At 69.2% G+C, this 13,159-nt stretch carries 13 protein-coding genes; 4 read left to right on the top strand and 9 right to left on the bottom strand.

All coding sequences use genetic code 11. The features are described from left to right. The first annotated feature begins 298 nt into the window (after window positions 1-298). Window positions 299-808: a hypothetical protein gene (locus ADL25_RS35050; RefSeq protein WP_199839264.1), complete on the top strand. Its 510-nt coding sequence runs from the start codon at window positions 299-301 to the stop codon at window positions 806-808. Here the strand turns inward: ADL25_RS35050 and ADL25_RS35055 are convergent. The 3 genes from ADL25_RS35055 to ADL25_RS35065 form a co-directional block, all read right to left on the bottom strand. Continuing rightward, on the bottom strand, window positions 771-1,907 hold the full coding sequence (locus ADL25_RS35055; protein WP_324614090.1) for a zinc-dependent alcohol dehydrogenase family protein: 1,137 nt from the start codon (window positions 1,905-1,907) through the stop codon (window positions 771-773). The genes ADL25_RS35050 and ADL25_RS35055 overlap by 38 nt on opposite strands. Window positions 1,908-2,275: 368 nt before the next feature. Further along, entirely contained in the window at window positions 2,276-2,701 is a 426-nt protein-coding gene (locus ADL25_RS35060; protein ID WP_059131945.1) for a nuclear transport factor 2 family protein, read from the bottom strand. Between the two features lie 37 nt (window positions 2,702-2,738). Then, window positions 2,739-3,182 (bottom strand): hypothetical protein, encoded by a 444-nt coding sequence (locus tag ADL25_RS35065; protein WP_059131946.1) that lies wholly within the window; start codon window positions 3,180-3,182, stop codon window positions 2,739-2,741. A 120-nt stretch (window positions 3,183-3,302) separates the two neighbouring features. Between ADL25_RS35065 and ADL25_RS35070 the strand changes: the two genes are divergently transcribed. After that, window positions 3,303-4,193, top strand: coding sequence for a LysR family transcriptional regulator (locus tag ADL25_RS35070; protein WP_059131947.1), 891 nt, complete (start codon window positions 3,303-3,305; stop codon window positions 4,191-4,193). Between the two features lie 147 nt (window positions 4,194-4,340). Here the strand turns inward: ADL25_RS35070 and ADL25_RS35075 are convergent, their stop codons facing one another. From ADL25_RS35075 to ADL25_RS35095, 5 genes are all read right to left on the bottom strand, one after another. Next, window positions 4,341-5,150: a universal stress protein gene (locus ADL25_RS35075; protein ID WP_107116787.1), complete on the bottom strand. Its 810-nt coding sequence runs from the start codon at window positions 5,148-5,150 to the stop codon at window positions 4,341-4,343. Between the two features lie 13 nt (window positions 5,151-5,163). Next, window positions 5,164-6,123 (bottom strand): alpha/beta hydrolase, encoded by a 960-nt coding sequence (locus tag ADL25_RS51980; protein WP_159045071.1) that lies wholly within the window; start codon window positions 6,121-6,123, stop codon window positions 5,164-5,166. 45 nt (window positions 6,124-6,168) lie between these two features. Continuing rightward, window positions 6,169-6,561, bottom strand: coding sequence for a hypothetical protein (locus ADL25_RS35085; protein WP_059131949.1), 393 nt, complete (start codon window positions 6,559-6,561; stop codon window positions 6,169-6,171). After that, window positions 6,561-9,056, bottom strand: coding sequence for a DUF4132 domain-containing protein (locus tag ADL25_RS35090; protein WP_059131950.1), 2,496 nt, complete (start codon window positions 9,054-9,056; stop codon window positions 6,561-6,563). Before ADL25_RS35090 ends, ADL25_RS35085 begins: the two co-directional genes overlap by 1 nt. A 193-nt stretch (window positions 9,057-9,249) precedes the next feature. Continuing rightward, on the bottom strand, window positions 9,250-9,678 hold the full coding sequence (locus ADL25_RS35095) for a MarR family winged helix-turn-helix transcriptional regulator (RefSeq protein WP_059131951.1): 429 nt from the start codon (window positions 9,676-9,678) through the stop codon (window positions 9,250-9,252). Window positions 9,679-9,761: 83 nt separating this feature from the next. Between ADL25_RS35095 and ADL25_RS35100 the strand changes: the two genes are divergently transcribed. Next, window positions 9,762-10,853, top strand: a complete 1,092-nt coding sequence (locus ADL25_RS35100; protein ID WP_059131952.1) for a hypothetical protein — start codon at window positions 9,762-9,764, stop codon at window positions 10,851-10,853. 168 nt (window positions 10,854-11,021) lie between these two features. Here ADL25_RS35100 and ADL25_RS35105 read toward each other — a convergent pair whose 3' ends face one another. After that, a complete protein-coding gene (locus tag ADL25_RS35105) occupies window positions 11,022-12,122 on the bottom strand; it encodes a calcium:proton antiporter (RefSeq protein WP_059131953.1) in 1,101 nt (366 codons plus the stop codon). A 311-nt stretch (window positions 12,123-12,433) separates the two neighbouring features. Here ADL25_RS35105 and ADL25_RS35110 point away from each other — a divergent pair. Beyond that, a partial coding sequence (locus tag ADL25_RS35110; protein ID WP_159045070.1) for a PAS domain-containing protein occupies window positions 12,434-13,159 on the top strand: 726 nt, incomplete at its 3' end.

Consider the following 13,159-nt stretch of genomic DNA (forward strand, 5'->3'; position numbering starts at 1 on the left):
TCCGTGCAGCGCCATGCCGCCAGGAGCGGGCCCGTGTCGCGGTCCGTGGACGAGCTGCCGACGGGGTCTTGGCCCATGCCTGCAGGTTGGCGGCCCCTTCGGACGATCGGTCCTGGCCCACCCCGGAGACGGGGTTCCCGCTCGGCCCCCGACCGGCCGATGTCATGCGGTCGCCGTCTGCTTGGATCACTGGAATGACGGACTGGTCCGAGTTGCACCACGCCTACGGCACAGCAGAAGAAGTTCCCGGACTGCTCGACGCAGCCGGGCCGGCTCCACAGGATCCGAGCGTTCCATCGTGGCCGGCACGGACCAGCCCTACGGCGTTCAAGATCCCCGAGTGGCCTACGCGTCAGAAATATCCGACCTGGTGAGGCTGACCGAGGAAGCGCTCCAGGACCCCGGACTCGCCGACACCCCCACCACATACGTCCACTTGCTGGCCGCCCTCCTGAGCTTCGAGGGTGCCGACGTCTGGGGCGAATGGCTCGACGGGCTGAACGACGAGGAGTACGAGGTCTCCTGCCCCACGTGCAGTACAGAGAACTTCGTAGCCTTCGGGGCACACGGCTTCTTTTCGACCACCGACAGCATGTACATGAAGGCCACCACGGCAAGGAAAGTGCCACTGCAGCCACAGGCTTCCTCAGCCCTGGCGGGGCTCGGCCGAAGACTCCACAACCGCGCCCTCGCCGACGACCAGTCCGGCGTCGCACACAAGTTGACCTACGTCTTCGGCAACGCGCAGTGCGCCGAGTGCGACGTGGTCTTCAGCGTCGCGGAAGCCGTCGTCGCCCGTCGGGGCTGATGGCCACAGCCGCCGACAACACCCCTTCCTGCCCGCCGTCGTTGTCGCCGCCGTCTTCGAAGACGAAGACAGGCTTGGCGCCTCGGGCGGGTGTTTCGGCGAGCGCGATGGCTTCGGTGAAGCGTTCGAGCGGGAACGGCCGGCCCCGGGGGATGCTCAGCACTCCGTCAGCGACGAGACCGCGGACCTCGGACAGCGCGCGCAGCGCATCCTCGGGGGAAGCCGTGCCGAACCAGCGGTTCAGCCAGAAGCCACGGACCGCCTTGGTCTCATAGATGACCGAGCGTGCCTGCAGCGGGATCGTCAACGCCGCCGGGTCGGTCTGCCGATGGGTGGACAGCGCGCCGTAGACCACGACCTCCCCTCCCGGAGCCAATGCCTGGGACACCTGGGCACCCACATGTCCCGCCACGCAGTCGACGGCCTTGCGTACGCCGGACTGTCCTGCGATCTCGGCCACGCGCTGCAACAGGTCCTCGTCCTCGGTGCAAATGACCTCGTCACCGCCGAGCGCTTTGATCTCCTCGACGGCATCACGTCGCCGCACGACATTGATCGTGCGAATACCCAGATGCCTTGACAGCTGAATGACGAGCCGGCCGACGGTGGAGCCAGCGGCCGTCTGCAACAACCATTCGCCCGGCTTTACGTCGAGTTCGCGCGTCATGAGGAGCAGTGCGGTCAACGGGTTGACGGCGAGTTGACAGGCGCTGGAGTCGCTCAGACGGTCCGGGACCGGCAGGAGCCTTTGTGTATCGGCCACAAGGTATTCCTGCCAGGTGCCGGCCACCTGGGGCCCGGGCACCGCCGGGACCGCAACGGTCACCACACGCTCGCCGATCTTCAGCCCCTCCGTATCCGGGCCCAGGGCCTCGATACGGCCCACGCACTCCATGTGACCGCCGACGGTGGGAAACTCGGGGGAGAAACCGTAGCGGCCACGCAGTACGTGCAGATCGCTGGCGTGGATCGGAGTCGCCTTCACACGGATCAACGCCTGGCCGGCTCCTGGTGTGGGAACAGGCCGGGATTCCAGCCGCAGGACATCGATCGGCTCGCCGACCTCTCCGGCTACGAGCGCGCGCATGGATTGAGGCATGAGAGACCTTTCATCTCCCAGCGCCCGGCGAATTCGACGGGCGTTCCGGACAGGAACGATGCTGGTGCCGGCTTCCTCGTCGGCGCCCAGGCTGCCGGCCCTTCCTTCTTGATGGAACCGGCCCGTTTGCTGAGTGTCATCGGCACGGGCTCCCTCCTGCCCTTCACCGGCCCACTCAAGACGATCACGTGATCGCGCTGGGCTCGTGCGGCTTACCGATGTCCGCGATCAGGACCGCGCGCCCCGGCGCAGCGCTCCGAGTTCGGATCATGGATCTGTCTTTTCGGGATCGGCGCCCCGGCCGCGGGACGATTCCCGACTGCGGACGGCGCGGCGTGGCTCGAATGCCCGCTGTGTCGGTTCAGGGCTCAGCAGGCCGCCGAGGGACACACCTGGAGGCCTTCGATCGAGTCGCGGCCCTTGGCGGTGTCCGCGTACAGCCGGGCCTCGGTGATCAACCCGTCTTTCACGGTGAACAGCAGACAGTGCTCATTCTCCATCGTGCGGCCGGTCTTCGCCTTTGCCCTGGCCCTGACGGGAACGATCACGTGTGACCCGGCGTCGAGCACCGTACGTGCGTCGTAATTGAAGGTCTCGTAGTAGTGATCGTAGATATCCTGATAGAAGGCGAGAAACCCTTCCGGGCCGTGGAATGTCCCGCCGTAAGGCAGAGAGGTGGGGAAGTGGAAAACCACCTCAGGTGACATCAGGGCCACCAGGTCCGAGGAATCGTTCTCCTCGAATCCGGAGTATGCCCGCCGGCAAGCATCCACGATTGCCTGATTCCGAGACATTCTTCCTCCATATCGCGGCAGGAATGATCGGGATCGCTCAGTCGCGGTCGGCATCCGCCGGGTCGACGCAGTACTTCGCGTACTCGGTCCCGGCGAAGTGCTCGCCCAGCTTCCGGGAGAAGTACTGGAGCATCGGCAGCGGACGGTGGTTCATCACAAGATGCTGTGTCTTCCCCTCTTCGTTCTTGTAGACGACGGCGATGTTGGCGATCGGCCTGCCGTCCACGGTCGCCGCGTAGTCCTCGACGAAGCCGTTCTCTCCGTACTTGCCGATGTAGATGAAGTCCTGGAATTCGTACAGAGTGCGCGCGTAGGACAGTATTGCGCGAACATCCTTGGCGCCGTGGATGGTCCCGTTGAAGACACCGGCCTCCAGCGTCACGTCGTCGGCAAGATTGTCCAGCCAAGGGGGGTAGTAGTCCTTGCGCTGTCGCACCGGGTCACCGCTGCCCAGATATGTCGGTGGCGTCCTGTAGGTCATTTTCAGCCTCCTGTATCGGTTGAACTTCCAACAGAATCGCTGGGAGCAACAGGCACTGTCCAACAGAAGTAATAGACCGCCGCCATCTCGCTGAGAGATACCTTGAGGGATACTCGGAAGGTGGAACTGCGCCAGCTCGAGTACTTCGTCGCCGTCGCGGAGGAAGCGAACTTCACCCGTGCCGCCGCACGGGTGCACGTCGTCCAGTCCGCGGTCTCCACCACGATCAAGAACCTCGAGCGGGAACTCGGTACGCCGCTGCTGGAACGCACCCCCAAACGCGTACTGCTCACCGATGCCGGTGCCGCCCTGCTCCCGCGCGCCCATGCCGCTCTCGACGCCGCCCGGGAGGCCGCGGACGCGGTGGCCGAGGTCCGCGGCGGGCTCAGCGGCACACTGCGGCTCGGCGCGATCGCCACGATCGGGCTCATCGACCTTCCCGTGTTCCTGGGTGAATTCCACCGGCGTCATCCCGGTGTGTTCCTGCGGACCAGCGCCGCCCCCTCCGGCTCCCAGGGTCTGATCGAAGCCCTCCTCGAACGGCGGCTCGACCTTGCCTTCGTCTCGGGGCCCGGACCGTGCCCCACCGGCATCACGCTGACCGACCTCGCCACCTCGGTGCTCGATCTCGTCGTGCCCGCCGACCATCCGCTCGCAAAGCGACGCAGCGTGTCGATCACCGAGCTCGCCGGCCTGGACTTCGTGGACTTTCCCGTGGGATACAGCAACCGGACCGTTGCCGACCGGGCCTTCGACGCCGCCTCCGTCCCCCACCGCGTCGCCATCGAGATCACCGATCTCACCACCGGTGTGGACTACGTCCGAAACGGACTGGGCGTGGCACTGCTGCCACGGGTCGCCCTCGGCCAGGGGCAGGACGTCGCCACGCTGACCGTCGTCGACGCCGACCTGGATTGGCAGTTCTCCCTGGCTTCTCCGTCCGACCGCACGCCCGGTCCCGCGGTCCGCGCGGTGATCGCGATGGCACACGAGATGCTCTGGCGAGGGTGAGCGTCCCATCGCACATCGCCCCTGGGGCCATTCGCACGACGCCGTACGGGGGCGAGGACCGGTATCCCGCACAGCGCGCAGGTTCGCCTCCGGTCCCGGCAGCCTCCAGCGTGTTGTGCGTCCGACGGCCGCCCTGCACGACCCTCGTCACGCACTACGGCGGACGACGGCGACCGGGCAGTGTGCGTGGTGCAACAGCGCCTGGCTCACCGAGCCCAGGAGCAGCCCGGAGAAGCCGCCGTGCCCTCTGGCTCCGACGACCATCAGCTGGGCGCCGCTGCTCGCCTTGATCAGGACCTCGCGGGTTTCGCCGCTCAGGACCTCCTGTCCGACCCTGACGTCCGGATACCTCTCCCGGCGACCGACGACTGCCTGGGCCAGCAATCGCTCCGCGCTCTCCACGCCCGTACCGGCCGGCGCGTAATCGGGCAGCCACGCATGCACGGCCCTGATCTCGGCTCCGCGCAACGCCGCCTCGGCAAAGGCGAATTCGACCGCGTTCTCGCCTTCGGGCGAGCCGTCGACGGCCAGCACGATCGGCCCCGCGTCATCCGGTTCGTCGCTGACCACGATCACCGGACACTGGCTGTGAGTGGCCAGGGAGACCGCCGTCGAGCCCAGCAGCATGCCGACGAAGCCCCCGATGCCGCGCCGGCCGACGACCATGAGGTCCGCGTCTCGTGACTCGGCCGTCAGCACCGCTACCGCGCCGCCTGTCATCACGGCATCGGTGACCTCCACCTCCGGCGCGACACTGCGGGCAAGCTCCGCGGAGTCGTGCGCCAGGCGATTGAGCGGCGACGGGTCCAGCGGTGCGTACATGGGCCCGACAGGCCAGCTGAAACCGTGCACCACACGAAGCGTCGCATGACGGCGCTGTGCTTCCCGGGCGGCCTGCACCACCGCCGCATCACTCGACGACGAGCCATCCACTCCGACGACGACCAGGCTGCCCACGGCTCCTCCACAGTCACATCAGCTTCGCTTCCCCCTCGACCACTTCGGTCTCCAAAGCTTTACCGCCGCCGGGCGTCGCCGCCAGCCGACCGGGCGACTGGCGCACATCTCCGGCACGGGGACACGACAAGGGTCTCCTCCAGCCGCCCCGTCCTGCCCTGGTCGCTGGTCCGGTGTGGGTGAGTCGCTGGGGCAGGTACGCCGCGGGGCGGGCGGACGGCGGCCCGATGGTCGCCGGGCGCTGGCCCGTCCCGCGGGTCATCAGGGACCGCGCATCGGCAGTTCGTGCGGGCGCACCTGTGTGGGGTCGCTGCGCGTGGCCGCCGTAGCGGGGCCGGCCGGTCGGTCGCGTGCGGTCTGCTTGATCAGATCGGCGACCGCGCCGCGCTGGGAGACGTAGCCGGAGTGGCTGCCGGGGACCTCGCCGGTCCGGCCCAGCCCGCTCGGCCATGGCGCGCTGTGCGGGCGGGGGGATCATCCGGTCGTCGGTCGCGACCAGGTACCAGGTCGGCTTGGTCCGCCAGGCCGGCTGGGACGCGGCTCCGCTGAGGACGTCCACGCCCCGGGGCACCTGGGAGTCCGCCATGAAGGCGGCCTGGCCGACGGGGATGTCCGCGGCGAACGAGGCGGCGAACTGGTCCCGGTCCAAAAACAGGAAGCCGTCCCTGGGCGGCAGGATCGGCGGTACGGGGGCCCCGCGCGGCGGGTCGGCGATGAGACTGTTCACCGACTCGCCCTTGCCCGGGGCGAAGGCCGCGACGTGGACGAGGCGGGAGACCTTCTCGTGGTTGCCCGCCACGGTGATGACGACGCCGCCGTAGGAGTGGCCGACCAGGACGGCGGGTCCGTCCAGGGCGTCGAGGACCTGGTGGGTCGCGGCGACATCGCCGAGCTCTGCGATCTCCCGTTTGCTCCCCGTAGTAGAGACGGATGCGGGCCGGATCGAACGGCCGGCGCTCGACGTCGGGCCCAGGGCCGTGCCCGGCCTCTCGGAGGGCTTGACGGAGACCGAACTCTCTCAACCGCCCACCAAAGCGACCAACTTGATGAAGACCAGGTCGGGATCGACGGTCAGGTCCACGACTTCGTCCAGGTCCTCGACCTGGCGGTCGCCGGCCAGTACGAAGAAGCCGTTGGCCAGGAAGGCGCGTTCCGCGGTGTCGGCCTGGCGCTGCCAGTCGATGCGGCGCGGCTCGCGGAGTCGGTAGCCGTTCAGTTCGACCTCGGCGTCGTCGGGACGGACGAGACCGTTGAAATGGGTGCTCGGGCGGCTGTTGTGCCGGGCGACCTCCTCACGGACCCTGAGCCGGATCAGCTCCCGTACGGTCATCCGTTCCGGCAGCCCGGCGATCCCCCAGGCGGCGACCGGCTTGCCCGTCGCGGTCTCGTCCCGGAACGTCACGGTGGCCATCAGGCACCTCGCTTGATCTGGCGGAGGATCGTCTCGTCGGTCATCTCGGTGTCTGCGGCGAGCAGGAACGCCTTGCTGAGGATCAGGGAGAGCCGCTCGTCCTCGAACGGCAGGAGGACCCTGCCGTCGCCCTTGCCGCGCGACGGAACGATGCACAAGTAGGAGTCGTCCGGTTCCATCAGGATGTTCGCCGAGCCCAGATGGATCCTGTACGTGCGCAAGTCCCCCCGCACGACCAGGAAACGACCCTCCAGCGTGCACCGGGCGGCGATCTTCAAACGCGGCAGGATCCGTTCCAACGCCTCCCGGCGCACCTCGGCACTCGCCGTCAAAGCACCGAAGGACACCCTTCGCCAGTACCCCCCGTAACGGTCCTCGCCGCGGTCGGTCCATTCGGGATCGGCGGCGATCGACGTCACACCCACAAACAGATCCACATCCCGCATCGCCTCGCTGAACACCAGCGGGGGTACCTCCGCCAGCGGTACCGCACGCAGGCGCCGGCCGTCCCGCCGTTCGAAGCGGACCTGGTCCGTCGCGGCGAGCTCGGGCGCGTAGCCGCCGTCGTCGTCCGCGGCGGGCTCGTGGTGGAAACAGGCCCGCCACTCGCCGTCGCCGAACTCGGCCCGCGCCTGACCGTCGTAGCCGCCGTCGTACCGGCCGAGGAAGTTGGCCTGCCAGCCGCGTTCCTTGAACAGAGCGTAGAGCTGCCGGTAGTGGACGATATGGGCGGCGAACCTGTTGGAGTAGACACCGGTCTCCTCCTCCGCGGGGGTGAGCAGGTAGATCTCCCGGAAGGCCTGCTTGAAGGGCTGCCGCAGCCGCTCGGCGACGATCCGCTCCCGCCACGCCCTGATGTCCTCCGCTGACGCCCGGATCGGATGCCACAACCGGACGCGCTCGGGCCGACCGGACGGCTCGGCCGCCGGTGCCACCGCGCGCCACTCGCCTCCCTCGTCCTGGAACTCCCAGATCAGGCCGCGGACAAGAGTTCCGGTGACCGGGTGGTCGCGGTAGTAGCGGCACCACTCCTCGTACGGCCACTCCCGCCCGGCCGACATCAGCGCCTCCACGCGGGCCCGTTCGCCTGACAGCGTCCCCCGTATCTCCTTGGCCAGGGTCTTCAGTTCCCCGAGCTCGTCGGGGAATCCGTCCTTCACTGCCGCCGGAGCCGTGCGGGACGTGGTTCCGTCGGGGCGCGAGAAGGTGAGCCGTAGGGTTCCCGCCCCGTCGATCGCCACTCGCACCCGGTGTCCGCCCACCTCTCGTTCCAGCGAGCCGTCCGGCGCCAGGCCGTGGTCCGGCACACTGCGCTCGATGAGCTGCTCCGCCGTGATGCCCTGCTTGCCGGCCGCCGTCACCAGCGCGGTGTCGAGCTGCTTGCGCAGTGCCCGGTGCCTGATCCGGGACTGCAACCGCCACAGGGCCTCGAGGGAGGCCGTATCGCCGGTCTCGGCCAGGGCGTTGATGGCGGCACCCGCGAGCTTGAGGTCCTCGATCACCCCGGTTCCGTGTCCGCCGGTCCGCAGCGCGAGCGCGCCGAGGTGCCGCACCGCTGCCGGGCCTGCTGTCAGCGCGGCCGCCCAGACGATGCCCCGTGCCAGGTCGGCGTCGTTCTGGTGGACGACGTAGTGGTAGTGGTATCCGTCATGCAGCCAGCCGGTGTGCGCACCGCTTCCCGTGCTGCACAGCGGATCGTCCTCGGCCAGCGCCCGCAGGACGTCGGCCACGAGGTCCCGTGCCGACGCCGCGTCCGCGAGTTCGAGGCAGGTCCGCCGCCACCTCTGCGCGGGTCGCGGCCCCGACGGACTCGCCAAGTGCCTGATGAAGCGGGCCGTTTCCGACGTCGGGGAAGTCTTCGCGCGATCCCTCAGCGGGGCGGCCCAGGGAGCACCGACGGGTATCAGTCCCTCGGGGATGTCCGCCTCGTCCACACTCGCGAGCAGCGCCCGGAGGCGCTGGGCGAGCGATGCGCGCAGGCGCGCCTCGACGGTGGTGTCCATGAGCCGGGTGTGCGCGTGCCGCAGCCAGGGCCCGACCGCACGGCGGCCCTCGGCGTCGAGCTGGTCGGCGGCGTTCAGCACCTGACCCAGTGATTCGGCGAACCAGTGGTTCATGTCGTACTCGGTGGCGCGGAGCAGCATCACGGCGACCTCGCCGGGCGTCCAGCCCCGCACCCACGAGATCAGCGACCCGATTTCGGCGTCGTACTGCCACAGGCTCGTGTCGTCGAAGCAGGCGGCCAGCATGAGGCACAGGACAGCGGCCCTGCCCTCCTCGTCCGTGCAGGCCGCGAGTCGCCCGTCGATCTCGGTCCGGGTCGCCGCGCCCTGCGTCCTGGATCGCCGGTACTCGTGCCCCATGGAGCGCCGGAACTCGGTCCGTTGATGTTCCAGGAGGTCGACGAGCCAGCGGACACGGTCGAGCGCGACGGACCGCACTTCGTCGAGCCCGTCGTTCCTGCGGGATTCGGCCACCAAGGCGTCGTACGGCATGGCGGGATGTTGGCAGGGGGGACTGACAACGCGATCAACTCGGCGGGTTCCCTCACCCGTTGGAACGCGGCGCTCGGTGCACGGCCAGGTGCGTGCCGCCCGAAGCGGCCGTATGCCGGGGCCGTGGACGGGGTCCTGGTACATCACCGCAGCGCATGGCGGCAGGCGACAGGATCCGTTGCCGCGTCCCGGTTCAGTCGCCCTCAGCCGTGTTGTAGCACCGCAGGTACGCGGCCAGCTGTGCCACGTCGGCGTCGCCCCAGTGGGTGAACCGCCGCTCGAAGGACGCGCGGCGCTGACGGTTGGCGCCCTTCAGCAGATCAAGGCCCTTCTCGGACGCCTTCAAAATCTGCTTCCGGTGGTCGTCCGGGTCGGGCTCGCGCACGATCAGGCCCTCCGCCTCCAGCATCGCGATCTGCCGGCTGACGGTCGACTTGTCCAGCAGGAAGTGCCCGGCGAGGTCGGCGGCGTGACAGCTGCCGTTCTTGTCCATGTGGTCGAGCATGCTGTGGGCCACCAGTGACAGCTCCGGATGGAGCTGGGCGGCCTTCTGGCGGGCGCGACGCGCGAACCGGGTGAGTTCGCGCTGGATGACGTCCATCGACGCATCGCGGTCCGGCATGACAAGCACCCTTCCCGAATAGTTGTAGCTTACAACAAGATTTATATGTAGTTTACAACCACCAACCCGAAGGAGAGCCCTCGATGAGTACCCACCGTCTGGCCGCGGAGCGGCCGACAGTGACCTCCACCCGCCATGCCGTCCGCCACGTGGTGATCCTGCTGCTCACCCCGATGCTGATGTGCCTGGGTATGGGCATGGCCTACCTCGGGGCCTTCCACGCACCGCACGCGCACGGGCTGAAGGTCGCCGTCGTCGGTACCTCACCGCGCCATCAGGTGCTGGCCCAGACGATCAAGGACAAGGCCGGGGACGCCCTGGACGTCACCACCGTGCCCGACCGGGCCGCCGCACAGCGCCAGATCATGGACCGGGACCTGGTCGGCGCCTATGTGCCCAGCAACAAGCATCCCGAGTTGCTGGTCGCCAAGGCCAACTCCGACACCTCCGCCACCGCCGCGCAGGCGGTGTTCACGACCGTGGCCGGCAAGCAGGGCGCACCCCTGCGCGTCACCGACGTGTCCCGGCTCGCCGACGGCGACCCGACCGGACAGGGGCTGTTCTTCCTGCTGGTCGCGCTGAGCATCGGCTCCTACGCCAGCGTCGCCGCGATCGGTGCGGGCGGCGCGGCCCTCAGCACAAGGATCCGGGCCGCCATCGGCCTCGGCACGTCACTTGTGGTCAGCGTCATAGGAACCGTGCTGGCCGGGCCGGTCTTCCACCTCGCCGACCACCACCTGCTCGGGTTGTGGGGCATGTCCTGGCTCTATTCGGCGGGGATCCTCACCATCGGCATCGCCCTGCACACCTTCCTCAAGCGCTGGACGACGCTGGCCCTGATGGTGCTGTTCGTGATGCTCAACTTCACCAGCTCAGGCGGCATCTTCCAGCCCGCGCTGCAGAACGGCTTCTTCGGCGCGCTGCACGCCTTCTGGAACGGCGCGGGCTTCGTCGAGGGCGCACGCAGCCTGCTCTACTTCGACTCGGCGGGCTTCGCCGGCCACATCCTCACGCTGGTCCTCTGGCTGGTCGCGGGACTGCTGCTGCTGGCCGCCGCCGCGGTGGCCGAGCGCCACGCCGCCCCCGCCCCGGCGGCGACCCCACCGGCGAGCATGGAGCAGGACACCGCGGACGAGGCGGCCGAGGAGGAGATGGGCGAAGCCGTCGCGGTCTGACGGTGCCGTACGACGATCTCCCTCCACCCGCACGGCTCCGGCCGCCGCCTGTGCGGCGTGCGCCGTCATGGCGCCTGGATGTCCGGGACACCGCCCGGCAGCCGCCCGGGATCGCAGCCCCGTGAGAAACCGGTCCGTCATGGTGAGCGCGCGGGGTCCGGGGGCGGTCTAGGGGGTGATCGCCAGCTCCAGATAGGCCGCGAACACCACCAGGTGGACACCTCCCTGAAGTGGTGTGGCCCGGCCGGGTACCACCGTCAGCGAACCCAGGACCACGGTCAGGGCGAGCAGCACCATATGGACGGAGCCGAGGCCCAGCACGAGCGGTCCGGAGAGCCACATCGACGCCAGGGCGACGGCGGGGATGGTCAGGCCGATACTGGCCATCGCGGAGCCGAGCGCAAGGTTGAGACTCGTCTGGACCCGGTCGCGGCGTGCCGACCGCAGGGCGGCGATGGTCTCGGGCAGCAGTACGAGCAGCGCGATGACCACGCCGACGACGTCCTGCGGCATGCCTGCCGCCGCCACGCCGGACTCGACGGTGGGCGACACGCCCTTGGCCAGTCCGACGACACCGACGAGGGCGAGGCCGAGCAGCGCGAGGCTGAAGGCCGTGGCGCGGACGGAGGGCGGGTTGGCGTGGTCGTCCGCGGTGATCACCTCTCCCTGCCGGGTGATCGGGAGGAAGTAGTCGCGATGGCGCACGGTCTGGGTCGCCACGAACAGCAGGTACGTGACCAGTGAGGACAGCGCGGCGAAGGTGAGCTGCGTCGGGGAGAACTCGGGGCCGGGCCTGCTGGTGGTGAAGGTCGGCAGGACCATGCTGAGGGTGGCCAGTGTCGCCACGGTCGCGAGGGCGGCTCCGGTGCCCTCCGCGTTGAACACCGCGATGCCGTGCCGCAGCGAGGCGACGAGAAGGCTCAGGCCCACCACCCCGTTGCAGGTGATCATCACCGCCGCGAAGACGGTGTCGCGAGCCAGGGTCGCGCCCTTGGCGCCACCGTCCGCCATCAGTGTGACGATGAGTGCCACCTCGATGACCGTGACCGCGACGGCGAGCACGAGTGAGCCGAAGGGTTCGCCGACCCGGTGCGCGACGACTTCGGCGTGATGGACCGCGGCCAGTACGGATCCGGCCAGCACCACCGCCACCAGGGCGACGACCCCGCCAGGCAGGCCGCGCCCCCAGGTGAAGGCCAGCAGGACCACCGCGATCACCGGCACGACGGCCGTCCACCCCATCGCGAGTGACCGGATCCCGACGATCATGCAGCGATCCTCGCAGACCCGGCCGGGGCCCGCATTCCATCGATGCGCGGTGGGGCACGTGCCTCGGCGCCGTGCGGGGCCGCCCTCGAGCGGACCCGCACGGGGATTCCCGCCGCGCCCGGAGCGCCCTCGGACAGCCGCTCGTCCGGGAGCCCGCCACCGTCCTTGGACCTCGACGATGTGGGCTGCGTCACTGCCATGGGACGCACTGTCACAGAACCGGGCTTCACCGGGTCACTCAAACAAAAAGGGCAAAACCTCCCCAACGCCCATGTCGTCGACTCCCCCGGACATTGCGAGGACCGCACCAGATGACCCCGAGCAGCCTCGACACATTGACACTCGGCAAGCAGTTGAACGCCTCCGACGTATCCGACACGGCCATCGCGCTGCTCGACGAGCAGGGGACGGTCGCCGCCTGGGCTCAAGGTGCCGAGCGGCTCCTCGGACACTCCGCCGGGGACATCGTGGGCCGGTCGGCCGCGCTCGTGCTGCCGTCCTTCGTGGAAGCGACGACATCGGCGTTCGTGGAACGGTGCCGGGCCGTGAACGGCTGGCCGGGCGTGACGGCGGTGCGCCGCCGGGACGGCCGGGTGCTCGACGTCAATGTGCGGATCACGGCGTTGCGCGGTCAGGACGGATCGGCACGATGGCTCGCGTCCATGACCGACGCCGGCATGCCGTCCGGGGACACGGTGGACGGATCGGTGCGGGGACCGCTCCTCGCCCGCGCGCCGATCGGGGTCGCCGTCCGCGACCGGCAGCTGCGGTGCACCTTCGCGAACGAGGTCATGGACATCCACGACGGCCTCTCCCGGGACCGGCGCCTCGGGCGTCGGTTCACCGATGTGATGCCCGGTGCCGATGCCGAAACGATCGAGGCGGTGATGCGGCAGGTCCTCCGGAACGGTACGACCAAGATCCACGAGTACCGGACGTGGCTGCCGACGAGCCAGGGCGCCGAGAAGCCGTTCGCGGTGTCGTTCCAGTGCCTCCAGGGCGCCGACGGCGAATCGCTCGGGGTGTGCGTCATCAGC

It is taken from the genome of Streptomyces sp. NRRL F-5122 (assembly GCF_001507435.1).
Taxonomy (GTDB): domain Bacteria; phylum Actinomycetota; class Actinomycetes; order Streptomycetales; family Streptomycetaceae; genus Streptomyces; species Streptomyces lannensis.